The sequence below is a fragment of the Candidatus Pristimantibacillus lignocellulolyticus genome, assembly GCA_023639215.1.
GTDB classification, from domain to species: domain Bacteria; phylum Bacillota; class Bacilli; order Paenibacillales; family Paenibacillaceae; genus Pristimantibacillus; species Pristimantibacillus lignocellulolyticus.
Map to the genome: position 1 here is coordinate 3,703,498 of CP097899.1, position 26,937 is coordinate 3,730,434.

Sequence of the window (26,937 nt, forward strand, 5' to 3'; positions counted from 1 at the left end):
CTAGTGTACCAATAACGTACACTCCGCTTCTCGTTTCCTAGCTTCATGGCATCATCTTGGTGCTGACAAGCGAATGTTTTGAACTTCGATTTGAAGTTTCGTGCATTTGATCGTTGGGTGTACTCATACCGTACACGTTGCTTGTTTTGTTACATTGCGAAATCACGATGGGTATGCTCACGTTTCGCCATCGAAGATGAAGCGAACTTGGACAGTTTACCATAAGATTACGAAGTATTTTTCTTCCTTAACAAAACAGGCATGCATGTCCTCTTGAAGATGAGGGCATGCATGCCTGTTTACGTTCAATTCATTATTTTATTACTTGGGGTAAAGCTTTCAATCTCGCTTCATCAGGAGTAATAAATACTGTTTTCTGATGGTCGTAGATGACAAAACCAGGCTTTGAACCACTTGGTTTTTTTACATGACGAATTAGTGTGTAGTCTACTGGTACAAGACTAGAAGATTTTGCTTGTGAATAATTAGCAGATATCATCGCTGCTTCTTCTAATGTTGGATCTCCAAATACAGTACTACGAATAACGACGTGAGAACCAGGAATATCCTTCGTATGAAGCCAAGTATCGTTCGAACTAGCTAGCTTGTTCGTTACGTATTCATTTTGCAAATTGTTCTTTCCGACGAAGATATCAATACCTTCTGATGAAGTATAGCAAAGTAGTTTGGGCTTCGCATTTTTCTTCTTCTTAGGACCTCTACGGACGCGTTCACGCAAATATCCACCACTTACAAGTTCTTCGCGGATTTCTTCAATATCTCCAATTGCTGCGATTTCAAGTTGTTGCAAAATATTGTTGAAATATTCAATCTCTCGACCTGTAAGTTCCATTTGTTCTAATACGACAATTTGACTATTTTTTTGTTTGCTATACCGTTTGAAATAACGCTGAGCATTTTCAGAAGGTGTTTGTTGTGGATCTAGCTCAATCTTAACGGTTGCTTGATCTTCATCGTAATAATTGACAACTTCGACGGTAGTATCTCCGCGTTTCATCTGATGCATATAAGTTGTTAATAACTCTCCAATAATGCGGAAGCGGTCAGCATCTTTCGCTTCTGCTAATGTTGCTTCGAGCTTAGTTAATTTCGTAACATTTTTCGCTTTCTCGTTTTGTACAAAGCGAATAAGATCACTAGCACGTTGCTTAACGGTATCACGTTCGGCTTTATCACCATAGAAAGCTTCTAGACATTCACTAATTGTGCTGTATGTAGAATACTCTCCTGCAATATGAGTTAGTGCTGTAATAGAGAAGGCAGGCTTACTCGTCTGCTCATTAGTAATAATAATCGGTTGATACTGCTTATCTTGAACTTGTTGCTGTAGTTGATTGAAGCTTTGCCATAATGTTTGCCAATCTTCAATTTCGAGTGAACCTCCAAGCAACATTGGTCGTTGTTCAGCAGGTAACCACTTTTTATATTCTCCTGTTAATCCGCGATATATTAGTTCGTTGGCTAGTAATGGACTTAATCCACTAAAGCTATTAACTAATTGCTTACTCGTTAAGCAGCTGTCAGTCGTTAATTCCTCATTGTGAGACAAAAGGATTTCTTCGAACTGATCATAGCTATTTACGGTAAGTGGGTCAACCTTATTTTGTTCAGGTGGCGAAGTATAGCTACTACCTGGCATAACGATACGATAACTACTTAGTGCTGGAGTAACATGGTGAATACCATCATGAATATTTCCTGTATTCGGATCGACAAGAATGATGTTACTGTGACGACCCATAATTTCAATAATGATCCGTTTGAAGGAAGTATCACCAACCTCATCCCGATGACGAACATCAAGATGAATGATTCGCTCACGAGTAACTTGCGAAACGGCTTCAATAACGCCGCCTTCACAATATTTACGCATAAGCATACAGAACATAGGTGCTTCTAACGGGTTGCTATATTGGGATGTTGTCCAATGTACACGTGGGTAAGTAGGGTTTGCAGAAAGCAACAACTTACCTTGCACACCATTACCACGTACGCTAAATACAAGCTCATGGCTCGTAGGTTGATGTATTTTAAGGATTCTTGCGCCTACACATGCTTGAAGCTCATCCACAATTGATTTTGTTACTAATCCATCCAAAGCCATAGCTGTAAACCTCACTTTACTATTTCATATCTCTATCATGCCATAACTTTTGTGAAAACTTAAGTGCTTTAGGGATATTTTATAAGTTGTCCGAATACATTTACGTTAGAAAGGTTGTCTAGCGAAATGGACAAATACAGGAGGGAAGCAGAGAATGAGTCAAATTCTATGGCATCAATTAAATCGTGATGAGCTTACTGAAACATTAGAAAGCTCGGAAGTACGCGGCTTAAGTCAGGATACTGTCACTGAGCGATTGTCACAAAATGGATGGAACGAGCTAGCAGAAGGAGTAAAAGTATCGCCAATTCATCTGTTTTTGAATCAATTCAAAGATTTCATGGTGCTAGTACTGATGGGGGCTACGCTAATATCAGGCCTTCTTGGCGAATATTTAGACGCGATAACGATTGTAACTATTATTGTTATTAATGCAGTGCTTGGCTTTGTTCAAGAATATCGAGCAGAACGTTCTTTACTAGCCTTGAAAGAAATGTCCGCACCAATGGCTAAAGTATTGCGTGATGGGAAGCAAGTATCGATACCTGCGAAAGAAGTTGTTGTTGGTGACATTGTGCTAATTGAAAGTGGGGATCGCGTACCCGCAGATATTCGTTTTCTCGAGGCGAACTATTGCTATGTAGAAGAATCCGCGCTTACAGGGGAGTCGATCCCAGTATCTAAGCATGAGAGCTCGCTACGTGAAGCTGATCTTCCATTAGGCGATCAACGAAATGTTGGGTTCATGGGGACGTTAGTTACACGTGGTACAGCAATAGGTATCGTTATTCGAACAGGGATGGCAACTGAAATGGGCAAAATAGCAAACTTAATTCAATCGACAGAAGAAATGCAAACGCCACTTCAGCATCGTCTAGAGCAATTAGGGAAAATATTAATCGCTGTAGCCATTGCGCTTACTGTAATGGTTGTTGTGGCAGGAATTATGCATGGTCAACCTGCTTATGGAATGTTCCTCGCAGGGGTTAGCTTAGCCGTTGCTGCTATTCCTGAAGGGCTACCTGCAATCGTGACTGTCGCACTCGCTCTTGGTGTACAGCGGATGATTAAGCGAAAAGCAATCGTACGCAAATTACCATCTGTTGAGACATTAGGTTGTGCTTCCGTTATTTGTTCTGATAAGACAGGTACACTGACTCAGAACAAAATGACGGTTACGAACTTATGGTTAAGCGATCGTGCTTTCTCTGTCTCAGGTCATGGATATGTACCTAATGGTGCACTATTTGAAAATGGACGAGAAGTGGACATACGACATGACAATTCAATTAAGCGATTGTTACAAATTAGTGCGTTATGTAATAATGCTAGGCTCGTTCAAAATGAAAGTATAGAGCGAAAAGGGAAAAATCAAGTAGAGCAAGAAGAATGGCTACTTAACGGTGATCCAACAGAAGGTGCGCTAACCGTACTTGCTACGAAACTAGGATCTCCTGCGAAGATGTTGGAAGCATTATATACAAGAGTCAAAGAGTTTCCGTTTGATTCCGAACGTAAACTAATGTCGGTTGTACTTTCACATCAAGGTGGTAGAATCGTCGCTGCAAAAGGGGCACCCGATGTATTGTTAGATCAGTGCTCACATATTTTGTGGCAAGGAAAAGTAATTAGTTTAACTCCTGCATTACGTCAAAAATGTGCTTCTGCTTATGAACAGATGGGTAAATCGGCACTTCGCGTGCTTGCGATGGCGTATCGTGAACTATCTAGTTATGATCGATGTGAACAAGTAGAGGATGCAGAACGCGGTCTCACATTTGTCGGTTTAACAGGTATGATTGATCCGCCGCGTGCTGAAGTGAAAGATGCGATTTCTACTTGTCGAGCGGCTGGTATTAAGACGGTAATGATTACAGGAGATCATCAGCTTACTGCAGAAGCGATAGCGGCATCATTAGGGATTATTCCGCGGGGCGGCGAATCGATTTCTGGACGTCAGCTTGAAGCGTTAAGTGATGATGAGCTCGACAAACGTGTAGAAAATATTTATGTTTATGCCCGAGTCTCTCCTGAACATAAGCTGCGAATCGTTCGTGCCTTGCAACGTAAAGGTCATGTCGTCGCAATGACTGGTGATGGGGTTAATGATGCTCCTGCGATTAAAGCAGCAGATATTGGCATTGCAATGGGGATTAACGGTACAGATGTTACCAAGGAAGCATCCTCGCTTATTTTAAGTGATGATAATTTCTCTACTATCGTTGCCGCCATTGAAGAAGGTAGAGGTATCTATGAAAATATTCGGAAATTCATTCGTTATCTACTAGCATCCAATGTTGGTGAGATTCTTGTTATGTTCTTGGCGATGATGGCAGGCCTTCCATTACCACTAGTGCCGATTCAAATTTTATGGGTTAACCTTGTTACGGATGGATTACCAGCGATGGCGCTAGGTGTAGATCAAGCTGAAAATGATCTAATGAAGCATAGTCCACGTAAAGCAAAAGAAAATATATTTTCACGCCGCTTAGGGTGGAAAATTATTAGTCGCGGCATATTAATCGGCGTATGTACACTCGCTGCTTTCTGGATTACTTTACAAGAGGGTGATCTTGTAAAAGCTCAAACGGTTGCTTTTGCTACACTCGTTGTTGCTCAGCTTATTCACGTATTTGATTGCAGAAGTTCACGCTCGATCTTCCATCGTAACCTACTGCAAAATAAATACTTACTGTTAGCAGTATTATCTTCACTTGTCTTAATGCTCGGAGTTATGTATATTACACCATTGCAGCCAATCTTCAATACCGTATCGATAGGTTTGCGTGAATGGAGTCTGGTTGTTGTAGCAGCTGCAGTTCCTTCTATATTCTTCGGAATGGGAAGTGTATTGAGCGGAAACAAGTCAAAGAAAAAAAGCAACAAATGGAATTCAGCTGCCAAAGCTGCTTAATTGAATAATTGTGCAAATATTAATACAGATCATCAATTCTCATCTCTCTCGTCATTCGATATGCTTAATGACACATAGAACAACACGATGGCGAGGAGAGAGAAATATGGAATTCACAAAAATGCATGGACTAGGAAATGATTTTGTTATCGTATATGGAGAGCAGCAATTACCTGCTAATGCCTCTGAATTAGCACTACAAGTATGTAACCGTTTCTTCGGTATTGGCGCAGACGGTCTTGTATATATATTGCCTTCAGACAAAGCAGATTTTCGCATGAGAATTATGAATTCCGATGGTACTGAAGCAGAACAATGCGGTAATGCGATTCGTTGTGTTTCCAAATACGTATATGATAACAATTTGATTCAATCCGAAGAAATTACAATTGAGACTTTAGGTGCAGGCGTACAAAAAGTACAATTAATGATTAATGATGGTTCGGTAGAAAAAGTTCGTGTAGATATGGGAGCTCCTATCTTACACGGTCTAACGATACCAACTACAATTGATAGTGACCCTGTCATCGAACATCCAATTGAAGCGAATGGACAACAATTCACATTTACAGCTGTATCTATGGGAAATCCGCACTGTGTTATTCCAGTTGAGGATGCTGCTACACTAGATTATTCGGTTATTGGTCCAATTCTAGAAACTCATGAACTATTTCCAAAAAAAATAAATGTTGAATTTATAACGGTTTATAATCGTTCACATATTGAAATGCGCGTGTGGGAACGTGGCGCTGGACCTACGTTAGCATGCGGTACTGGTGCGTGTGCTACTCTTGTAGCTTCTGCACTACGTGGTGTCACCGATCGTGAAGCTACCATTTCTTTGAAAGGTGGAGACCTTTACATTGAATGGAATTCAAGCGATAATCATGTATATATGACAGGACCTGCCGAAGAAGTATTCCGAGGTAAGTTCGAGTAGAGTGATATAGGTGGCGTTGCAGAAATGGATTTGAATTTCAGAGATGCGCTCAAACAGCGTATTTTAGTCGGCGATGGAGCTATGGGAACCTTTTTGTATAAAATGGGGTTCCCTATTGGCGTTCCATATGAACAATATAATGTGCTAAAGCCAGAAGTTGTTCTTTCTGTACACCAGCAATATGTTGATGCGGGTGCACAAGTGATTCAGACGAATACATACCAAGCTAATAGTGTGAAGTTCGCACGTTATGGCATCGAAGATCAAGTAAATGAGATTAATCGTGCAGCTGTTCAACTCGCTAGACAAGCTGCCGGGGATAAAGCTTTCGTAGTAGGGACTGTTGGCTCAATCCGTGATGGTAAACGAGGAAATGTTAGAACGTTAACATTAACCAACGCACTTCATGAACAAATTCATGCACTTCTATCAGAAAATGTGGATGGACTTTTATTTGAAACTTTTTATGATCTTGAAGAAATGAAGTTAGCTGTTCGTATCGCAAGAGAAGAAACTAATGTTCCTATCATTTGTCAATTTGCAGCAGAGGATTCTGGAAGAACGGTTGATGGTTATACGCTGGAAGAAGCTTTTGCTGCGTTGAAACAAGAGGGTGCAGATGTAATTGGCTTCAATTGCAGAACGGGTCCTAATGGTATACTAAAATTATTAGATAGTATTGATAATAAGTCGGATCTACCTTATTCCGTATATCCCAATGCAGGTGCTGCAAGTTTTGTTGATGGGAAATATGAATATACAGCTGGACCAGACTATTTTGCGTCTATGGCTACGAAGTTTGCAGATCGCGGCGCGCATATTATTGGTGGATGTTGCGGAACTACGCCTAATCATGTGAAAGCAATGGCAGATGCGCTTGACGGTTATGTCCCTGTTCCAGTTGAAGCACGCAATGTAATTATGAAGAAGGCAAGTAATGTAGCCCCTTCTAATTCGTCATCAACATTTACTTGGGGAACGGCTCGCCGTAATGAACAGACAATTCTCGATAAAGTGAAAGAGCGTCATACAGTTATCGTTGAACTTGATCCGCCTCGTGATCTTGATATTTCGAAGTTTATGGAAGGCGCAGCAGCGCTTAAAGATATCGAAGTAGATGCTATTACGATGGCAGATAACTCACTTGCTGTTACTAGAATGAGTAATCTTGCACTAGCAGCACTCGTTCAAGAACAGATAGGTATTACTCCACTAATTCATATTGCATGTCGTGATCGTAATCTTATCGGTACACAATCACATCTCATGGGATTAGATGCACTTGGAATTGATCATGTACTTGCTGTTACTGGTGATCCTGCTCGCTTTGGTGATTTGCCGGATTCTAGTTCGGTATATGATATGACTTCATTCGAATTAATTCGTATGACAAAACAGCTTAATGATGGTGTAGCCTTCTCAGGTAAACCACTTAAGCAAAAGGCTAATTTTGTTGTAGGTGCTGCTTTCAATCCTAATGTGAAACATTTAGATAAAGCTGTTCAGCGCCTAGAGAAGAAAATCGCAGCAGGTGCGGACTATATTATGACACAGCCAGTCTATGATGTTGGATTGATTGAACGCATCGCCGAATCAACAAAGCACTTATCCGTTCCAATATTTATTGGTATTATGCCTTTAGCAAATGGTCGAAATGCTGAATATCTTCATAACGAAGTACCTGGTATTCAACTTTCTGATGCAGTGCGTGCGCGTATGGCAGGACTTGAAGGCGAAGTAGGTCGTGCTGAGGGCGTGAAAATTGCACAGGAGTTATTGGATTGCGCAATTAAGCATTTCAAAGGAATTTACTTAATGACGCCTTTCTTGCATTACAATATGGCGGTGCAACTAACAGAATACGTACGCACCCAAACCCAATCCTAAAATTTCGCTTGTGATTACGATGATTAGGCTAACGTAGAGGATTCGACGGCGAATATGCCATTCATCGCTCGTTCCAGTGCTCACGTACACAATACGTACGCTCTGCGCTTCACTTCACTAGCTTCATGTCATCTTCTTGGTACTGACAAGCGAAATATTCGAGGAAGCTTAAAATACTTTTAAGTATTCATTCAAAGGAAACTACATGTTCCTTTGAATGTTTCTAGAAGAAACATTTTTGTATGTGTTTACTCTCGTATTGAAAACTTTCATTATTCGTGAAACTTCTCTTGCTACTGACTAGCTAAACAATCGAGTAAGCTCAAAATACTTTTAAACATTCATTCAAAGGAAACTACATGTTTCCTTTGAATGTTTTTGGAAGAAACATTTTAACTGCTCGTATAAGCATCCTTTTCGATGCATGTTTGTGAATGGATGGCATATCTTTTACAATATTTAACCGTTCTTTGGGCGTTTTAGTTATTATTCTATCAATTATCGACGAAAAGCTTGTTCATAATAGAAAAATCAATTAAAATGAAGCTTATGTTGTGATAGCTCTGTATAGTATGTTACTTTATCTTTTAGTCAACACTAGAATAAGGAATCTTTTTCTATACTTCTATCAATTATGAACTGTGGTGCAATTGTATCTGAACTAGTTGAAAGATGCATGCGGAGGAGGATCTGGCTTGGCAATAAAGCTTATTAATATCGGATTCGGGAACATCGTTTCAGCGAATCGTATTATTTCGATCGTGAGTCCTGAATCAGCTCCGATTAAACGCATTATTCAAGAGGCGCGTGATCGACATATGTTGATTGATGCGACATATGGTCGTCGTACGCGTGCCGTAATTATTACGGACAGCGATCACGTTATATTATCTGCTGTGCAGCCAGAAACTGTTGCGCACCGCTTGTCCACGAAGGACGACGATAACGACGAATAGTACGAGGAGTTTGGAAGAAATGGGATTGTTAATTGTTTTGTCAGGTCCAGCAGGAGTAGGCAAAGGGACTGTATGTACGGCGTTACGTTCACGTATGCCTGAGCTAGTATACTCAGTATCAGCTACGACTAGACATCCGCGACCAGGCGAAATTGATGGCGTGAATTATTTTTTCAAATCTAGAGAACAATTTTTACAGATGATTGACCAAGATGCTATGCTTGAGCATGCAGAGTACGTAGGTAATTTCTACGGAACGCCGCGCGACTTTGTTGATGAGACATTAGCAAATGGTAAAAACGTCATCTTAGAAATTGAAGTTCAAGGTGCGATGAAAGTGAAGGATAAGTTTCCTGAAGCAGTCATGGTATTTTTGCTTCCACCATCACTAGCTGAGTTGAAAGCACGAATTACTGGCCGTGGAACGGAAACCCTTGATACTATTAATACTAGAATGAATGTTGCAGTAGAAGAATTGAGTCTTCTTAGTCAGTATGATTATGCAGTAATGAATGATGAGATTGACACTGCTTGTGATAAAATTCGCAGCATCATTCTTGCAGAAAACTGCAGACGAGAACGTCTTCCAGCCCATATTTTAGCTATGGGTGCTGCAACAGAGAAAGCATGAGTGAGGAGAATGTCCAATGTTATATCCATCTATTGACGAACTAGTCAAAAAAGTTGACAGCAAATATACTCTAGTAGTTGCTGCTTCTAAACGTGCAAGAATGCTACGAAATGGTGAGAAGTCTGAATTGACGACTGCTCGCTCTCATAAAGCGGTAGGCTTTGCACTTGAGGAAATTTATGCTGATATGATTAAAGTTGAGCATATTCCTGGTAAAGAGAAGGATGAACAAAAAGACGAAAGAAAAGACGAGCGCAGAGAAGAAAGAGCCTAGTCTATTACTCTTCGTGAGGGGATGTACGCATTGTAATGCGTACATCTTTTTTAATTTTATTTGCACAAAAAGAAGGTTAAAATAAGTTTAACGTTGAATTACTTAGCTTATATGGAAATATGATAAGATAGATAGTGAATCATGAAAAAGCTTATTATTTCTATGCGGAAAGCGATGACATCAACCTATTTTCTAGGAGGGATTGAGATGGAAAAAGTTACTTATCCAATCGGAAGATTTGTGTTTGAAGGCATGACAGCTGTGCAAAAACAAGAATGGATTGAGCAAATTGAGCAGTACCCAACATTACTAAGAGCGACGGTTGAAGGTTTTTCTCAAGAACAACTAGACACCCCATATCGCACTGGTGGTTGGACGGTAAGACAGGTTGTGCATCATGTTGCAGATTTCTCTACTAATGTACTAACTCGCTTCAAGCTTGCTTTGACGGAAAATAATCCTACAATTAAACCATTCTTAGAAGAAAAATGGGCGCAACTAAGTGATACACGTTCTATGCCAATCGAGTCAAGCTTAAGTATCATTGATGGTACGTATGCACGTTTATTTGTTTTACTTAAATCAATGAGTGTGGCTGAATTTGAAAGACAGTTTTATCATCCTGAAAAGGGTGCTCAAATTTCATTAAAAGCTTTCTTAAGCTTTACGAAATGGCATTCGTTTCACCATCTAGCTCATATTCAATCATTGAAAGAACGTAACAATTGGTAAATACATTATTTCTATAAAGGTTCAAAAAGTGGGCTTTCGCAAGTCAAGAAGATGGGGTGCTACTTGAGAATGACAGAAGCGCAAGTGTACATGTTTGGTACACGGGAACCTACAATGTTTCTGCAAGAAACATACATCGGAAGCTTATGCTAGTCTTTCCAAGTTCGCTTCATATTCGATGTGGATTAAGCTTCGCTAGCATGCCCATTGTTATCAAAGCCCGCTTTTTGAACTACATTATTGAATAGGAGATGGCATAGTGCTACAAGGCAAGACAATTGTACTTGGAATTAGTGGAGGCATCGCAGCGTATAAAGCAGCTACAATTTGTAGTAAGCTTACAGCAGCAGGTGCTAACGTGCATGTTATTATGACAACGTCTGCTACAAAGTTCATTACGCCATTAACTTTACAGACGCTTTCCAAAAATGAAGTTCATATCAATACATTTGATGAGAATAATCCGCAGGTGGTTAACCATATCAATCTGGCTGATGCTGCGGATCTTATTCTTATTGCTCCTGCAACAGCGAATACAATTGGTAAATTAGCTAATGGTATCGCTGATGATATGCTTAGTACGACGTTGCTTGCTGCTACTTGTCCTATCGTAATCGCACCTGCAATGAATGTTCATATGTATGAACATCCTGCTGTAGTTCACAATATGAACTTACTTGCACAGCGTGGTGCAATGTTTGTAGATCCAGGTACTGGTCAGCTAGCATGTGGTTATGTAGCGAAAGGTCGTCTAGCAGAGCCGGAGGAGATTGTTGATGCTGTAAGTAATTGGCTTAGTAAACCGCAATTACTCGCAGGTCAATCGGTTCTTGTGACGGCAGGTGGTACGATAGAAAGACTAGATCCAGTACGTTATCTAACGAATGATTCATCTGGGAAGATGGGGTTTGCTATTGCCGAAGCAGCCAGATCACTAGGTGCTGATGTTACTATCGTTGCTGGTAGAACAAGTGCAACACCTCCTCCAGGTATTCGATTAATTCGTGTAGAGTCAGCAGAGCAGATGCTTAAGGAAGTGCTAGCCCGATATGAGCAATCTAATATTGTCATCAAGGCGGCAGCAGTAGCAGATTATCGTCCTGTTCAACGGTATGGACAGAAGATTAAGAAGAGTGGCGATGTCTTGCAACTTGAACTAGAGCGTACGACTGATATATTACAAACATTAGGTGAGCGAAAACAACATCAGATTCTAGTGGGATTTGCTGCTGAGACTGATAATGTTGAAGAATACGCTTTAGGTAAATTAGAACGTAAGCACTGTGATTTTATCGTCGCAAATGATGTTTCCGCCCAGGGAGCAGGATTTAACGGAGATACAAATATTATTACCATCTATAATAAGCAAGGTATTGTAGAGCGACTTCCGTTGTTGAGTAAAGGTCAAGCGGCGGAAAAACTTATGAATATTGTAGCAGCCCGATTACAACAGATTAAGGATGATAGTCATGATCGCTAATATTATTGTAGATGTGCCGAGCCGACAGACGGATCGGCCTTTTGATTATGAAGTGCCATTAGATATGCAACCATGGATAGAGGTTGGTAGTCGAGTAGGTGTTCCTTTTGGTGGTCGTGTACTACAAGGATTCGTTATTTCGCTTGCAAAGGATTCAGACTATGACAGAAGTAAGTTGAAAAGTGTCTCGCAATTACTTGATCCAGTACCTCCGTTATTGCCTGATCTTATTGATCTATCAGAGTGGCTAAGTCATAAATACGTTTGTTCTCGGATTGCTTCTTTGCAAGTGATGCTTCCATCTGCCTTGAAAGGTAAGGAAGAAAAATATATCGGTTTATCTGAATTCTTTGAGCCGTCAGAGCACTCAGATAAGCCGTGGTTGCAATACATTGCTGCGGAAGGTGGAGTTGTTCCATTCGATAAATTACTATCCGCTTATCCTGATGCTCATAAACATATTAAAGCAGCATTGCAGCAAAATATATTGTCTGTACGAGCGTCTGTGAAGGATCGTATAGGGATTAAAAAAATATTGACAGTCGTATTGCCGGACCAACTTGATACCGTTCGAGAACAGCTACCAACGCTTATGAAAAAGGCTCGTAAGCAATATGAAGTTCTTTCTTATATGTTAGATCATCCTGAATCTATTCCAATGCAACAATTAGTTGCTTCATTACACACGAGTTCAAGCGTTGTTCATGGATTAGTAGATAAAGGGCTTTTACTGTTAGAAGAACGAGAGCAAGCACGAGACCCTTATATGCATCGTCAGTTTGAAGCTAGCACGGCGTTACCGTTGACATCCTCGCAGCATAATGTATATGAACGTATTGTTACGAGTATGATCGCCGAAACAGGACAAACGATGTTGCTGTACGGTGTTACGGGTAGTGGTAAGACAGAAGTATATTTGCAAAGTATTGCCCATTGTCTTCAAATTGGGAAGCAAGCGATTGTACTGGTTCCTGAAATTGCCCTTACTCCACAAATGGTTGAACGATTTAAGTCTCGCTTTGGTGATGCTGTTGCAGTCATGCATAGTCGCTTATCCGAAGGAGAACGTTTTGATGAGTGGCGGAAAATTCGTAACGAGCAAGCACAAGTTGTCGTTGGTGCACGTTCCGCAATTTTTGCTCCTTTCCAATCAATTGGACTCATTATTATCGATGAAGAGCATGAGTCATCTTATAAACAAGAAGATACACCTAAGTATCATGCGCGAGATGTAGCAGTGAAGCGGGCGAGGCAACATGGAGCAGTTGTTGTTCTTGGTTCTGCAACGCCATCTTTAGAAACGTATGTTGCTGCCAATCGTGCTCCTGCTGATGGTAGTGAAGCACCAATTCTTCATATGCCAGAACGTGTCTCAGGACAAGAGATGCCTAAAGTTGAAATTGTTGACATGCGTGAAGAATTACAGCGAGGCAATCGATCTATGTTTAGTGGATCACTTTATACTGCGTTGAAAGAGCGACTAGAAAGACAAGAGCAGACCGTCCTATTGCTCAATAGAAGAGGTTACTCTACATTTGTTATGTGCAGATCTTGCGGTTACACAGCAACATGTCCACATTGCGATATTTCATTAACGTTTCATCAGAAAACAAGATCACTTCGTTGTCATTATTGTGGTCATACGGAGTCATCGCCTAAGCAGTGTCCTACATGCGAATCAGAGCATATTCGATTTTTTGGAACAGGTACGCAAAAAGTTGAAGAAGAACTTGCTAAATTATTTCCGGGTATACGAGTCATTCGTATGGATGTGGATACAACAACTGAGAAAAATTCGCATGAAAAGTTACTGAAGGCATTTGGCGATCGCCAAGCAGATGTGTTACTAGGGACTCAAATGGTGGCAAAAGGTCTTGATTTCCCTTATGTTACGTTGGTTGGTGTAATAGCTGCGGATACGACATTGAATCTACCAGATTTTCGATCAGGGGAACGAACATTTCAATTGTTAACGCAAGTTGCAGGTAGAGCAGGTAGACATCATCTAAGTGGAGAGGTTATTATTCAAACATATAACCCTGATCATTATGCGATTACTGCAGCACAATCTCATAATTATGAACAATTTATTGAAGAGGAAATGTCATTGCGTGCTATAATGGCATATCCGCCATATTGTAGATTAATTCTAATTACAATGTCACATGAACAACTTCTATTGCTTTCAGATGTAAGTCAGCGCTTTGTGAAAGAGTTACGAGAATTAGCAGAATACGAAGGTGTACTCGTCCCATTACGTAGTCGTATGATGCGTGCGCTTGAAATATTAGGACCTGTTGCCTCACCTCTTGCTAGAATCAAAGATCGCTACAGATATCAATGTGTGATAAAATATCGTGGTAGTATCGACGCGGGAAGTCTTGTACAACGAGCTATAAGTCCATTTCTAGAAGGAAATTCGAAGAGTAAGGTGACATTCAGCGTAGACGTTGATCCACAAGTAATCCTTTAAAGAGGAAGTTCAAATAGTGGACTTTGATAACGATGTAATGCGCTGAAGGTTATTCGACATCGAATATGAAGCGAACTTGGGAAGTCCGGGCCGCGTGTACCAATAACGTACACTGGCGCTTCCTCCTTCCACAAGTAGCGCCTCATCTTCTCGGTTCTGAAAGCCCACTTTTTGAACCTTTATAAAAGTGTCGTGCATATGACCGCTCGTGTACTCTTACCGTACACATTGCTCAGTTTCGTTCCATTGCTTTATCCCAGCAAAAGTTATTTTATGAATCTTCATTGAAAGTTTTGTAAATATGACCGCTCGTGTACTCATACCGTACACATTGCTCGGTCTTGGAATTGTATTAATGTTTGCCCCTATTGAAAGCAAATATAAGCTTTCGATGTTTGTTTCTTATAGAAACATTTTAAGTCCGTGTGTACGAATAACGTACACTAAAGACAGTTTAAGTTTATGAAAAGTTTTGGAGGTATATATTATGAGTATTCGTCTAATCGTTAAAGAACCAGATCAGGTGTTGCGTGACATCGCAAAACCTGTTACTAAATTCAATTCCAACTTAAAAAAATTATTAAAAGATATGGCTGAAACAATGTATGATGCAGATGGAGTAGGTCTTGCTGCACCACAAATCGGAATATCTAAACGAGTTATAGTTGTAGATGTCGGTGATGAGAATGGTCTTGTAGAAATGGTTAACCCTGTCATTATTGAACGTGATGGTGAACAGCTAGGTCCAGAAGGTTGCTTAAGTATTCCTAATATTAACGGTGAAGTGCTTCGTGCTGATCGTATTGTCGTTCAAGGTCAGAATAGTGATGGTGAAATTTTTACTGTTGAGGCAACTGGTTATTTTTCGCGTGCTTTTCAACATGAAGTTGATCATTTGAATGGAGTATTGTTCACAGATATTGCACTTAATACGTACGATATTTCTGATCAGGTACGAAAAGGTGGCGAAAGATAATATGCGTATCGTATTCATGGGGACACCGACATTCGCTGTCCCTTCTCTACGTGCTTTAATTGAAGAAGGATATAACGTAGTGGCAGTGGTATCACAGCCAGATCGTCCGAAAGGTCGTAAGAAAGTGCTAACACCGCCACCTGTGAAGGAAGTTGCTCTAGAACTTGGGCTACCGGTCCTTCAACCTGAACGTATGCGCAGCGAAGAGGCAGTAGCTGAAGTTGCTAGCTATAGTCCTGATCTAATTATTACAGCTGCCTACGGACAAATTTTACCTAAAGCTGTGCTTGATTTGCCTAAGTTCGGTTGTATTAATGTACATGGTTCTTTGCTTCCTCGTTATCGTGGAGGTGCTCCTATTCAGCGTTCTATTATTAATGGCGAAGCTGAGACCGGAGTTACGATTATGTATATGGCAGTTGGACTTGATACCGGAGATATGCTTAGTCGTGTTGCGCTTCCTATTACCGATGAGGATAATTCAGGCACGATGTTTGATAAACTTAGCATTGCTGGAGCACAATTGCTCAAGGAAACTTTACCGCCGCTTCTTGCGGGTGAGCTTCCTGCAGTTGCTCAGAATGAAGCTGAGGCTACGTATGCATCTAACTTAACTCGTGAAGATGAACGTATCGATTGGTCGAAATCAGCAAGATCGATTTTCAATCAAGTTCGTGGATTGTCACCAATGGCGGGAGCCTTCACATATTTGAATAATGAACCTTTCAAGATTTGGGCATGTAAACCATTGTCTTCTCAGTCTGATGCAGCAGTTGGTACAATCATTGCTGCCAGTCCAGAAGGAATTACTGTGCAGACAGGTGCTGGTCAATTATTACTTACACATGTTCAGCCTGCAGGCAAGCGAATGATGGATGTTGCAGATTGGTTGCAAGGCGCAAGAGCAATTATAGGTGTTGAACTCGTTTCAGCAGTACAGGAGTAGACTATGAATAAGAAACCTTCAACACATAGACAAGCCTCATTTACTAACAAAGCTAAATCTAGTAATGGTGCCGGGGGAAACAGTCAGGGACAAGCTTTGCAACCAAAACCGAAATCTGCACGTCTAATTGCTTTAGAAGTGCTTGTTAAAGTCGAGGAGGCAGGAGCTTATAGTAATCTGCAATTGAATAAGACGTTACAAGAACAACAGTTATCCAGACAAGATGCTGCATTAGCAACTGAAATCGTATACGGTACAATTAGTCGCAAGCTAACAATTGACTATTGGCTGGCAAAGTTTGTTGCTAAAGGCTTGCATAAATTGCAACCGTGGGTACATCAATTGCTTAGACTTAGTATTTATCAATTGGTGTGGTTGGATCGAATTCCTCCACATGCTGTTGTGAATGAAGCGGTAAATATTGCAAAGCGTAAAGGGCATCAAGGTATTTCTAGTATGGTTAATGGTGTACTACGCAGTGCTATACGTGGGCAAGAAGATCTTGTCATTAGTCGGATTCATTTGCCAAGTAAAGTAGAGATGCTATCAGTTCGCTATTCATTTCCTGAATGGCTTGTGAAGCGTTGGTTAGATGAGTATGGCTATGAGACAACAGAGCGAATCTTGAGTAGTAGCAATGATGTACCGCATAGCTCCATACGTGTCAACACGATGAAAGCTACAGTAGCTGATGTATTGCAAGCATTTGAAGCAGAAGGTTTGAATGCATCATTATCACCACTTGCACCAGCTGGTATTAATGTACATCGTGGAGGTCATCTTGCTGGATTACCTGGTTTTACTAGTGGTCAATGGTCTCTGCAAGATGAAAGCTCGATGCTCGTAGCAGAAGTGCTACAACCTAAGCCAGGGATGCTTGTTTTGGATGCTTGTGCTGCACCAGGTGGAAAGAGCATGCATATTGGAGAACTGATGCAAGGCAAAGGGAAGTTAATTTCTAATGATTTGCATGAGCATAAGCGTCAATTAATTGAAGATCAAGCAAAGCGCCTTGGGTTGTCACATATTGAGACTATGAGCGGAGATGCGATCGCACTTGCTGATCGTCTAAAGAAACAGAGTTTTGATGCAATACTGCTTGATGCCCCATGTACTGGTTTCGGAGTTATTCGCAGAAAACCTGAGATTAAGTGGACCAAAGAGAATAGTGATATTGCAGCTATTGCGGCAATTCAAAGTAAGCTATTAGATGCAATGAGTGATCTTGTGAAGCCAGGCGGTACATTAGTATATAGTACATGTACAATTGCTAAGGAAGAGAACGAATTGCAGATTGCACAGTTTCTTGCAAGAAATCCTCAGTATAAGTTAGATGCTGGGTGGCCACAATCAATACTTGATTCTCTCCGTGCACAAGGCATTATCGACGATTCATTTGAAGGTCAACTACAGTTATTACCGCAATATGCGAATAGTGACGGGTTTTTCATAGCACGTTTAGTTCGCCACAATTAACGTAATACTAGCTTGTCATAATGGGCTCAAAGTTGACATAACATTGACAGATAGCTCGAGAGCGGCGTTTATGCTAAAATATATTGAAACATGCTTTATTTTCGTTCTTTGAAAATGAAGCACCTATAAACTATACAGGTGTGATGAGATGAAACCATTTATTTATGACTATAGACACGAAGAATTGCAAGAATGGATGAAAGAGATCGGTGAGCCAGCTTTCCGCGCTGATCAAGTGTTTGATTGGATTTATGTGAAACGTGTAACAAGCTTTGAACAAATGACAAACTTATCAAAAAGTCTTCGTCAGGCATTAGCGGACAAATTCGAATTTTTAACGTTATCAGAAATTACGAAATTCGAATCACGAGACGGTACCGTGAAATTCTTGTTTGGATTACAAGATAATCATGCGATTGAAACGGTTGTTATGCGACATAGCTATGGAAATAGCGTTTGTGTAACGACTCAAGTTGGTTGCCGAATTGGTTGTACCTTCTGTGCGTCAACACTTGGCGGCTTGAAACGTAACTTAACAGCTGGAGAAATTGTTGCACAAGTTGTCACTTCACAAATGATGCTTGATGCTACAGGAGAACGTGTATCTAGCATTGTTATTATGGGTTCTGGTGAACCTTTTGAAAACTATGATGCTACAATGACGTTTTTACGTAATATGATTCACGAAAAGGGCTTGAATATTGGTCAACGCCATATTACTGTTTCTACAAGCGGAATTGTTCCAAGTATTTATAAATTCGCTGACGAGAACACGCAAATTAATTTGGCTCTATCTATTCATGCTCCAAATGATAAGTTACGTTCTAAGCTTATGCCAGTTAACCGTCGCTTCCCGTTTGATGATGTTATTGAATCGATCCGTTACTACCAAGCGAAAACAGGACGTCGTATTTCTTTCGAATATGCGCTTATCGGCGGTGTAAACGATCAGGTGGAACATGCAGAAGAGTTAGCGAGTGTTATCAAAGATATGTTATGTCATGTTAACTTAATTCCAGTTAACCATGTACCAGAGCGAGACTACGTACGTACTCCACGTAATGATATTTTTGAATTTGCAAGAGTGTTAGAAAAGAATAACATCAATGTAACGATACGAAGAGAGCAAGGTCATGATATTGCAGCTGCTTGCGGGCAATTAAGAGCCAAACATATGGAATCTAACGCGAGGTGATTACGTTTGTTAATGGTTAGTCGCAGTGATATTGGAAGAATTCGTCAAGTGAATGAGGATTCTGCTTTAACTGGAAATATTAATGACCAGCTTTCGTTTGCTATTGTAGCAGACGGAATGGGTGGGCATCAGGCTGGAGATGTTGCGAGTCAAATCGCAGTTAAAGCTTTTCAGCGTATTCTGCAGCAACATGAAGAAATTACGAATTGGAGTGCAGAAGACGGTAAGCGTCTGATGCGAATTGCTATTCGTCAAGCAAATGATGAGATATATCAATTAGCCAAACATATGGAACAATATCATAATATGGGCACGACGATTGTTGCTGCCCTATTATGGGATAAATTGATCATTGTTGGACATGTCGGTGATAGCCGAGCATATCGTATTAATGAACAAGGCATCCAGCAGCTAACGGAAGACCATTCTTTAGTGAATGCGTTGGTACAATCGGGACAATTAACAGCAGAAGAGGCTGAACACCATCCTCGTAAAAATGTATTAACCCGTGCGATTGGCACCGATGATGATGTCGAAGTTGATGTTCGTATTATTGAATGGGATAGCACTGATATTTTACTTCTTTGCAGCGATGGCTTATCTAATCGCGTTAGCGAGTCTCAACTTCATGACATTGTAATGAGTCAGCAACCACTAGACACAAGTGCAGATCAATTAATTGCACTAGCCAATGAGGCCGGTGGTGAAGACAACATTACACTTGTGCTTTATGATCAACATGGTCATGTACAAGGAAAGGAGCAGACATAATGATTGGACACGATCTTGCTGGTCGCTATGAGATTATATCTCGTATTGGCGGTGGCGGCATGGCTTTAGTATATAAAGCGCATGATGTACTGCTTAATCGGAAAGTAGCGGTCAAAGTATTGCGACAACAATTTGTTCATGATGAAGAGTTTATTCGTCGGTTTCGTCGTGAAGGTCAATCAGCAGCGGCACTTTCTCATCCTAATGTTGTTAGTATATATGATGTTGGTCAAGAAGAAGATATTCATTATATCGTTATGGAGTATGTAGAAGGCCATAACTTGAATGAAATTATTGTAGAACGAGCTCCACTTCAGATTGAAGAAGCTGTTCATATCGCACAACAAATATGTGAGGCGCTTGATCACGCACATATGAATCATATTATCCATCGTGATATTAAGCCACATAACATCCTTATCGGTAATAATGGTCGAGTGAAAGTGACTGACTTCGGTATTGCTAGAGCAGTAACTTCCTCAACGATTACTCATACCGGATCTGTTGTGGGCTCAGTACATTATTTTTCACCTGAACATGCCAAAGGTGTGAATACAGGTGAGAAATCGGACTTATACTCTTTAGGTATTGTGTTATATCAAATGTTAACAGCTCAACTCCCATTTTTTGGAGAGAGTCCTATTAGCATTGCCTTGAAACATTTACAAGATGATTTTGAAGAGCCTAGAGTGTCAAATTCGCATATTCCTCAATCGGTAGAAAATATCATTCTGAAATCAATGCGAAAAAATCCGAATGAACGCTATCATTCAGCAAAAGCAATGATGGAAGATTTGGAGACATGTCTTCAACCTCATCGTCTGTATGAACCGAAAATTGTATTCAGCCAAGTAGATGAATTGCAGGAAACAAAAATTATGCCTGCGATTCGTTCATCACAAATACAAGATATGAATACTACCCGAACGCAGCAAGTAACGGGACCAGTGAGTAATACAGAAAAGTTAGAAAACACTACGACAATGAATACTACACAAGTGAAAGAATCTGAGTTAACTAAGAAAGAAAACAATTGGAAGAAACCGATGATTGTTGTTCTTGTCACATTAGTTTTCTTGGCAGCGTTAATATGGGGATTTTTTAAGTTATTAGATACATTGCAAACAGATGATGCGGAAGTGCCTTATGTTGTAAGCAAGACAGAGGCAGAAGCGCGTCAAATGATCGAGGATAAAGGTTTGAAAGTTCAAGAACCGGTAACGCGTGAAACAAGTAAGGTTGTTCCGGCAGGTGTAGTTATGGAGCAATCGAAAATGAATATGAAGGTTAAGGTCGGCTCATTTATCGAATTAACGATAAGTAGCGGACCAGAGCTGAAAGAACTGCCCAACTATGTGGGTTCGATGAAAGTTCAAGCAATTAATGCCCTTGTAGAACTTGGTATTAAGGAGTCTCAACTTGAATTTACCGAAGTAAACGATGATTCAGAGGTAGGTACTATTCTTGAGCAAACACCAAATGCAGGTTCAGAAATTAATCCTGATGATGTGAAAATCACATTTACAGTAAGCGCTGGACCAGAGACATTTGAAATGCCAACTTTAGAAGGCAAAAAATTAGCTGATGTTAAAGATATTTTGAAAGCTTATGGTTTAATACTTGAAGAAGGTAATATTAAGTATGAGGCTAGTTATTTGTTTGATAAAGACGAAGTTATTAGTCAAGATGTATTGCCTAATGCAGAAGTTACCAAAGGTAGCAAGATCTCGATTGTTGTAAGTACAGGGCAACCAGCGGATGCTAAAACTTATCAGTTTAATGTCCGTATCTCACCTGCAAACAGTGATTCTGCAAGTGAAGTTGAAATTCACTATTCGGATGCTCGTGGTGAAAATATGGCAATTGATCCTCGTACAATTACGAGTACAGTCGATATCCCAGTGACACTTGTCCTTGATAAGGATACGGTAGCAAGAGTTTCTGTTTACCGAGATGGTATCTTCATGGATATTAAAGAAATTAGATATAAAGATATTTCAAAAGGTTCAACTACTGGATTGGAAATTCCAGGAAATGTGATTGAGCCTACTCCACCACCTATATCGCCAGAAACTAACGGTAATGGAAATGGAAACGGTAATGGTAATGGAAATAAACATGGCAAGCCAGACGAAAATATGGAGGGTTTTGAACATAATGAGCAAAGCGAGCAATCCAAGGAAACATCAGCAGAAGAATAATGAGACAACTAGAGATTCTTCCGCTGTTCTCCAGGGAGTTATCGTTAAAGCACTGAGTGGTTACTATTACGTTCAACCCCAATATGATCGAACTCCCTCTAGCACGGTTCAATGCCGTGCTAGAGGAGTATTTAAGAACAAAGGTCTTACTCCTTTAGTAGGTGACGATGTACACTATGTCCTTACAGAAAATGGAGAAGGAACTGTTGTTGAATTACTTCCTCGACGTTCCGAATTAATTCGTCCGGCAGTAGCAAATGTTGATCTGGCTATTCTCGTCTTTTCTGTGCATGAACCTGCCCTTAATTTACAATTATTAGATAAGTTTTTGCTTCATATTGAGCATGCTGGAATAGAGCCTGTTCTTTGCTTAAGCAAGCAAGACTTATCTCATGATGCAGGGAGTAACGAATCTTTACAAGAAGCGGCGCTCAAAAGTATTGAGGAAGTTACCCGTATTTACGGTGATTTAGGCTATGAAATTTATGGGACGAGTTCTTTGGAACATGAAGGCATATCTCCATTACATGAAAGATTGAAAGGGCATGTATCTGTATTTGCTGGGCAATCTGGTGTGGGGAAATCTTCGCTATTGAATGCGATTGTTCCAGGATTAACACTAGAAACCAATGAAATAAGTAATCGGCTTGGACGAGGTAAGCATACGACTCGTCATGTAGAACTTATTGATATTGGTGGGGGCTATGTTGCAGACACACCTGGTTTCAGCCAACTTGATTTTACTGAACTCGGCATTTCGGATCTAGCATATGGTTTTATAGAAATGCGTGAGCTTGCCCCTGAGTGTAAGTTCAGAGGATGTTCACATGTTCAGGAGCCGGGGTGTGCTGTACTTGAACAACTTGCAGCAGGAAAGATTGCATCAAGCAGACACGATAATTATCTAACTTTCCTAGCAGAACTCAAAGATCAAAAACGGAGGTACTAACACTCATGACTATTATTGCTCCATCTATTCTATCCGCTGATTTTTCTCAATTAGGTCAAGAAATTCAATCGATCGAAGCCGCAGGTGCTGATTGGGTACATGTCGATGTAATGGACGGTCACTTCGTACCTAACCTTACATTTGGCCCACCGGTTATTTCTGCAGTTCGCTCTAAGACGAAACTTCCTTTTGATGTTCATCTTATGATTGAACGTCCAGAGCAATACATTGCTGATTACATTGCTGCTGGTGCTGATCGTATTACGATTCATCTAGAAGCATGTGCTCATCTTCATAGAACAATATATTCTATCAAGGAAAAGAGTCTTCCTGTAGGTGTAGCTCTAAATCCAGCTACGCCTGTTTCTTCGTTGATACCAATACTTAATGATATTGATATGGTGCTTATTATGACGGTTAACCCTGGTTTCGGTGGACAATCATTTATTCCATATTCAGTAACTAAGCTTCGTGAATTACGCTCGCTCTTACAAGAACGTGAGTTGTCTCATATTGATGTGCAAGTAGATGGTGGTGTTAATGCGCAAACAGCCCAGCTTGTTCGCGATGCTGGCGCTAATGTCCTTGTCGCGGGTAATGCTGTGTTTAATGCTCCTAATCGTGCGGAAGCTATTGCCTCGTTACGATAATATGAGGGGGTTGTTCGGTTGAAATTTAACATTAAGACGTTCTTTTGGGTCATTCTATATGCGATGATGGCTGGTGGAACATTAGTAGTATTTACATCACTAAATTCTTTTGTTAAGTATCTTTTTTCTTTGTTAACCGTTTATATTGGTATTCGCTTTTTTAGACGATTTGAAACGATTGGCTTAAGAATTACATTTGTATTATTATCAATCTTTATGTACTTTTTAGGGGTCATTATTTATACGATGATTCTAGTTTATAATAATCCTGAATTATTATCAGGACAGTAATCTAAATTTGGGCTCGAAATTATCTTTCTTTGAAGCATGTGGTGGCATACGTTGCGCTCTTTTTGCATATTATGATTACAAGAGTGGAGCTCACACGGAAAATGTAACCGCGTGTTTCGAGGAGGGGTGTACATGAAGTTCTATACCATTAAATTACCTAAATTTCTGGGTGGATTTGTTAAAGCAGTGCTGAATACATTCCAAAAAAGCTAACAACATAATGCTGGCTGTCACAATCCTAGCTTCATGGAGGCGTACAACCTTACAACAAAAAAAGCACCTGAAGATTCAGGTGCTTTTGTCTATGGCAAATTACACACGAGTAATTTTACCAGACTTCAGCGCGCGAGCGCTGATGTATACACGTTTTGGTTTACCATCCACAAGGATACGAACCTTTTGAACGTTAACTCCCCAAGTACGACGAGTTGTGTTGTTCGCGTGAGATTTGTTGTTACCACTTCCAGGCGCTTTGCCAGTTACGAAACATTTGCGGGACATAAGTACACCTCCTTCACCAAATATCAAGTGTTCTTGCTTTTAACAGCTCATTGCCTCTACAGCTATGTAAAGACTATGCTACTTGAATAATTAATCATGCATATTACTTCTAATATAAACAGACCTAAATATCGTAACATAAAGTTGAGTCCTGTTCAACCTAATTCTAATTGAAAAGTTGCGAAATTTAACTATACTCTTCAATAAAATCAATGTTTATAGTACAATATAAATTAGTCTATAATATATGGCAAGGGAGTGGATCGTAATGCCGATACAATTAGATAATGATTATGGTCAGATTAATGTATCTGATAGTTGTATTGCAACAATTGCTGGTTCTGCCGCTATGGAATGTTATGGACTAGTAGGAATGGCTTCACGAAATGGACTTAAAGATGGACTCGCAGTGCTTCTAGGTCGAGACAATTGGACTAAGGGTGTTGAAATAAGACAAGATCAACATGGTGTATATATTGATTTGTATATTATTGTGAGTTATGGAACGAAAATTTCTGAAGTTGCTAGTAATATTCGTTCTAAAGTAACCTATGTGTTAAATGATGTAATAGGCCTTGCAGTTAACGAAGTAAACATTTTCGTTCAAGATGTAAGGGTATCTACCTAGCAGGAAGGGGAATTTCATTGGGTAAGCGAGCTATTAACGGTTCTGATTTTGCTGGAATGGCATTATTAGGAGCTGACTTACTAAAGCGAAATGCTGAACAAGTCAATGCACTTAACGTGTTTCCAGTGCCGGATGGCGATACTGGAACAAATATGAATCTAACAATGACTTCAGGAATAACTGAATTGAAAAACAAACAATCTGCTCATCTGGGGAAAACAGCTGAAGCATTATCTAAAGGACTATTGATGGGGGCGCGTGGTAATTCTGGCGTTATTCTTTCCCAACTATTTAGAGGATTCTCTAAGTCATTAGCGAATGTCGAAGAAGCGACGGCTGTAGATATTGCTGTTGCCCTACAACATGGTGTGGATATGGCATATAAGGCTGTTGTAAAGCCAGTAGAGGGTACAATACTTACTGTAGCCAAAGAAGCAGCGCGTCATGCTGTACAATTTGCTCGTCGTAATACAGAAGTACTTGAATTAATGCAAGAAGTTCATAATAGAGCTTACGAAGCTTTGCAAAAAACGCCTGATCTATTACCGATATTAAAGCAAGTAGGCGTTGTTGATTCTGGTGGTCAAGGACTAGTCTATATTTATGAAGGATTTGTACAATCATTATCCGGTAATTCAGAAATATTAGACGATCTAACTTCTGAAGCTGCACCTGCAGATGTATATGTTCCACAGCCTATACGTAATACTGCTCCAATCTCCGCTCAAGCAAAACTAGAGACTTTAGATATTGAGTTCTTCTATGACATGGAGTTTTTCATCAAGCGTAATGTATCGGGAACATCCTTACCCGCATTTGATGAATCCGCTTACAAGAAAGCATTATCTAAAGACGGGGACTCAATTCTAGTAATTACAGAAGATGACATTATTAAAGTACATGTTCATTCTCGTAAACCAGGTGATGTGTTCAATTTGTCTGTTCCATACGGTGAACTTACAGATATGCATATTCTTAATATGCGTGAACAACATCGTGAATTGCTTGAAGAAGATATTCATCAATCGCATGTGAATTTATCAGCAGCTGAGCTGTTAGCAGGACAGGCCATTGATAATCGCCCTACTGAGCAAGCTTTCGAGCGTGCGCCTTATGGTATGATTACCGTTGCGCTTGGTGATGGGGTAGCGGAATTGTTCCGTAGTAGTGACGTGGATATCGTATTATCTGGTGGACAGACCATGAATCCAAGTACAGAAGATTTTGTGAAGGCAATTGAAGCACTATCTGCTGATCATATTTTTATATTCCCTAATAATAGCAACATCATATTAGCTGCTGAACAAGCAGTTGAACTAACAGAGCGCTCTGTTACCGTTATACCTACGAAAACAATTCCGCAAGGGATTGCAGCGGTACTTGCTTTTAAAGAAGATGAAACGCCAGAACGTAACAAAGAGTGGATGAATGCTGCTACTAGTTCGGTCGTATCTGGTCAAATTACGAAAGCAGTTCGTGATACAAGCATTGATGGTGTAGAAATTACTGAAGGACATTATATAGGTATTAAGGAAAAATCCATTGTAACTTCTGAGGCGGAACTTCTAGATGCGTGTAAAGCACTACTAACAAGCATGCTTGAAGAAGAAGGAGACATCGTTACCATTCTTACTGGTGAGGGTTCTACCGATGAGATTTCAGCTTCGATTAGCGAGTGGATTGGCGAGCATTATAGCGATCTAGAGATTGAAGTTCAGTATGGTGGTCAACCGCTATATCCATATGTGTTTGCAGTCGAGTAATACAATTAAGCGATAAGGTAATTCAAAACATTCACTTGTGATCACGATGGTTAGCTTCGGAGTGGATTCGGCGTCGAAGATGCCATTCATCGGAAGCCTGCGTGTGCTCATGTACCAAATACGTACATTCCGCTACTCGTTTCCTAGCTTCATGGCATCTTCTTGGTACTGACAAGCA

23 protein-coding genes are annotated in these 26,937 nt (G+C 40.2%); 21 read left to right on the forward strand and 2 right to left on the reverse strand.

All coding sequences use genetic code 11. The features are described from left to right. Nucleotides 1–313: 313 nt before the first annotated feature. Nucleotides 314–2,125, reverse strand: a complete 1,812-nt coding sequence (locus NAG76_15700; GenBank protein ID URN93267.1) for an NFACT family protein — start codon at nucleotides 2,123–2,125, stop codon at nucleotides 314–316. A 154-nt stretch (nucleotides 2,126–2,279) separates the two neighbouring features. Between NAG76_15700 and NAG76_15705 the strand changes: the two genes are divergently transcribed. The 19 genes from NAG76_15705 (at nucleotide 2,280) to spoVM (ending at nucleotide 24,080) form a co-directional block, all read left to right on the forward strand. After that, complete coding sequence (locus NAG76_15705) at nucleotides 2,280–5,039, forward strand: calcium-translocating P-type ATPase, SERCA-type (protein URN93268.1); 2,760 nt, start codon at nucleotides 2,280–2,282, stop codon at nucleotides 5,037–5,039. Between the two features lie 106 nt (nucleotides 5,040–5,145). Then, entirely contained in the window at nucleotides 5,146–5,979 is an 834-nt protein-coding gene (gene dapF, locus NAG76_15710; protein ID URN93269.1) for a diaminopimelate epimerase, read from the forward strand. A gap of 24 nt (nucleotides 5,980–6,003) precedes the next feature. After that, nucleotides 6,004–7,866: a bifunctional homocysteine S-methyltransferase/methylenetetrahydrofolate reductase gene (locus NAG76_15715; GenBank protein URN93270.1), complete on the forward strand. Its 1,863-nt coding sequence runs from the start codon at nucleotides 6,004–6,006 to the stop codon at nucleotides 7,864–7,866. Between the two features lie 695 nt (nucleotides 7,867–8,561). Beyond that, nucleotides 8,562–8,822 (forward strand): DUF370 domain-containing protein, encoded by a 261-nt coding sequence (locus NAG76_15720; GenBank protein ID URN93271.1) that lies wholly within the window; start codon nucleotides 8,562–8,564, stop codon nucleotides 8,820–8,822. Between the two features lie 19 nt (nucleotides 8,823–8,841). Next, complete coding sequence (gmk, locus tag NAG76_15725) at nucleotides 8,842–9,453, forward strand: guanylate kinase (GenBank protein URN93272.1); 612 nt, start codon at nucleotides 8,842–8,844, stop codon at nucleotides 9,451–9,453. A 16-nt stretch (nucleotides 9,454–9,469) separates the two neighbouring features. Further along, entirely contained in the window at nucleotides 9,470–9,727 is a 258-nt protein-coding gene (rpoZ, locus tag NAG76_15730; GenBank protein ID URN93273.1) for a DNA-directed RNA polymerase subunit omega, read from the forward strand. A 207-nt stretch (nucleotides 9,728–9,934) separates the two neighbouring features. Continuing rightward, on the forward strand, nucleotides 9,935–10,459 hold the full coding sequence (locus NAG76_15735) for a putative metal-dependent hydrolase (GenBank protein ID URN93274.1): 525 nt from the start codon (nucleotides 9,935–9,937) through the stop codon (nucleotides 10,457–10,459). A 259-nt stretch (nucleotides 10,460–10,718) separates the two neighbouring features. Next, nucleotides 10,719–11,939: a bifunctional phosphopantothenoylcysteine decarboxylase/phosphopantothenate--cysteine ligase CoaBC gene (gene coaBC / locus NAG76_15740; GenBank protein ID URN93275.1), complete on the forward strand. Its 1,221-nt coding sequence runs from the start codon at nucleotides 10,719–10,721 to the stop codon at nucleotides 11,937–11,939. Continuing rightward, nucleotides 11,929–14,412, forward strand: coding sequence for a primosomal protein N' (gene priA / locus NAG76_15745; protein ID URN93276.1), 2,484 nt, complete (start codon nucleotides 11,929–11,931; stop codon nucleotides 14,410–14,412). Before coaBC ends, priA begins: the two co-directional genes overlap by 11 nt. 487 nt (nucleotides 14,413–14,899) lie before the next feature. After that, nucleotides 14,900–15,388: a peptide deformylase gene (def, locus tag NAG76_15750; GenBank protein ID URN93277.1), complete on the forward strand. Its 489-nt coding sequence runs from the start codon at nucleotides 14,900–14,902 to the stop codon at nucleotides 15,386–15,388. A 1-nt stretch (nucleotide 15,389) separates the two neighbouring features. Then, nucleotides 15,390–16,334, forward strand: coding sequence for a methionyl-tRNA formyltransferase (gene fmt, locus NAG76_15755; GenBank protein ID URN93278.1), 945 nt, complete (start codon nucleotides 15,390–15,392; stop codon nucleotides 16,332–16,334). 3 nt (nucleotides 16,335–16,337) lie between these two features. Next, nucleotides 16,338–17,810 carry a 16S rRNA (cytosine(967)-C(5))-methyltransferase RsmB gene (gene rsmB / locus NAG76_15760; protein ID URN93279.1) on the forward strand — a complete coding sequence of 491 codons (1,473 nt, stop codon included), beginning with the start codon at nucleotides 16,338–16,340 and terminating at the stop codon, nucleotides 17,808–17,810. Between the two features lie 148 nt (nucleotides 17,811–17,958). After that, nucleotides 17,959–19,005, forward strand: coding sequence for a 23S rRNA (adenine(2503)-C(2))-methyltransferase RlmN (rlmN, locus tag NAG76_15765; GenBank protein ID URN93280.1), 1,047 nt, complete (start codon nucleotides 17,959–17,961; stop codon nucleotides 19,003–19,005). A 12-nt stretch (nucleotides 19,006–19,017) separates the two neighbouring features. Further along, nucleotides 19,018–19,776, forward strand: a complete 759-nt coding sequence (locus NAG76_15770; GenBank protein ID URN96858.1) for a Stp1/IreP family PP2C-type Ser/Thr phosphatase — start codon at nucleotides 19,018–19,020, stop codon at nucleotides 19,774–19,776. Further along, nucleotides 19,776–21,977: a Stk1 family PASTA domain-containing Ser/Thr kinase gene (pknB, locus tag NAG76_15775; protein URN93281.1), complete on the forward strand. Its 2,202-nt coding sequence runs from the start codon at nucleotides 19,776–19,778 to the stop codon at nucleotides 21,975–21,977. Before NAG76_15770 ends, pknB begins: the two co-directional genes overlap by 1 nt. Continuing rightward, complete coding sequence (gene rsgA / locus NAG76_15780) at nucleotides 21,934–22,926, forward strand: ribosome small subunit-dependent GTPase A (GenBank protein URN93282.1); 993 nt, start codon at nucleotides 21,934–21,936, stop codon at nucleotides 22,924–22,926. The genes pknB and rsgA overlap by 44 nt, the downstream gene beginning before the upstream one ends. 5 nt (nucleotides 22,927–22,931) lie before the next feature. Continuing rightward, a complete protein-coding gene (rpe, locus tag NAG76_15785) occupies nucleotides 22,932–23,576 on the forward strand; it encodes a ribulose-phosphate 3-epimerase (protein ID URN93283.1) in 645 nt (214 codons plus the stop codon). An 18-nt stretch (nucleotides 23,577–23,594) separates the two neighbouring features. After that, nucleotides 23,595–23,867, forward strand: a complete 273-nt coding sequence (locus NAG76_15790) for a hypothetical protein (GenBank protein ID URN93284.1) — start codon at nucleotides 23,595–23,597, stop codon at nucleotides 23,865–23,867. 132 nt (nucleotides 23,868–23,999) lie between these two features. Next, complete coding sequence (gene spoVM / locus NAG76_15795; protein ID URN96859.1) at nucleotides 24,000–24,080, forward strand: stage V sporulation protein SpoVM; 81 nt, start codon at nucleotides 24,000–24,002, stop codon at nucleotides 24,078–24,080. Between the two features lie 99 nt (nucleotides 24,081–24,179). On the opposite strand, the gene rpmB is transcribed toward spoVM, so the two are convergent. Beyond that, entirely contained in the window at nucleotides 24,180–24,368 is a 189-nt protein-coding gene (gene rpmB, locus NAG76_15800; protein ID URN93285.1) for a 50S ribosomal protein L28, read from the reverse strand. A 268-nt stretch (nucleotides 24,369–24,636) separates the two neighbouring features. On the opposite strand from rpmB, the gene NAG76_15805 reads away from it, so the two are divergent. Together NAG76_15805 and NAG76_15810 are read left to right on the forward strand one after the other, a co-directional pair. Further along, a complete protein-coding gene (locus NAG76_15805; GenBank protein ID URN93286.1) occupies nucleotides 24,637–24,996 on the forward strand; it encodes an Asp23/Gls24 family envelope stress response protein in 360 nt (119 codons plus the stop codon). Nucleotides 24,997–25,013: 17 nt separating this feature from the next. Continuing rightward, nucleotides 25,014–26,759 carry a DAK2 domain-containing protein gene (locus NAG76_15810; protein URN93287.1) on the forward strand — a complete coding sequence of 582 codons (1,746 nt, stop codon included), beginning with the start codon at nucleotides 25,014–25,016 and terminating at the stop codon, nucleotides 26,757–26,759. Nucleotides 26,760–26,937: the final 178 nt, after the last annotated feature.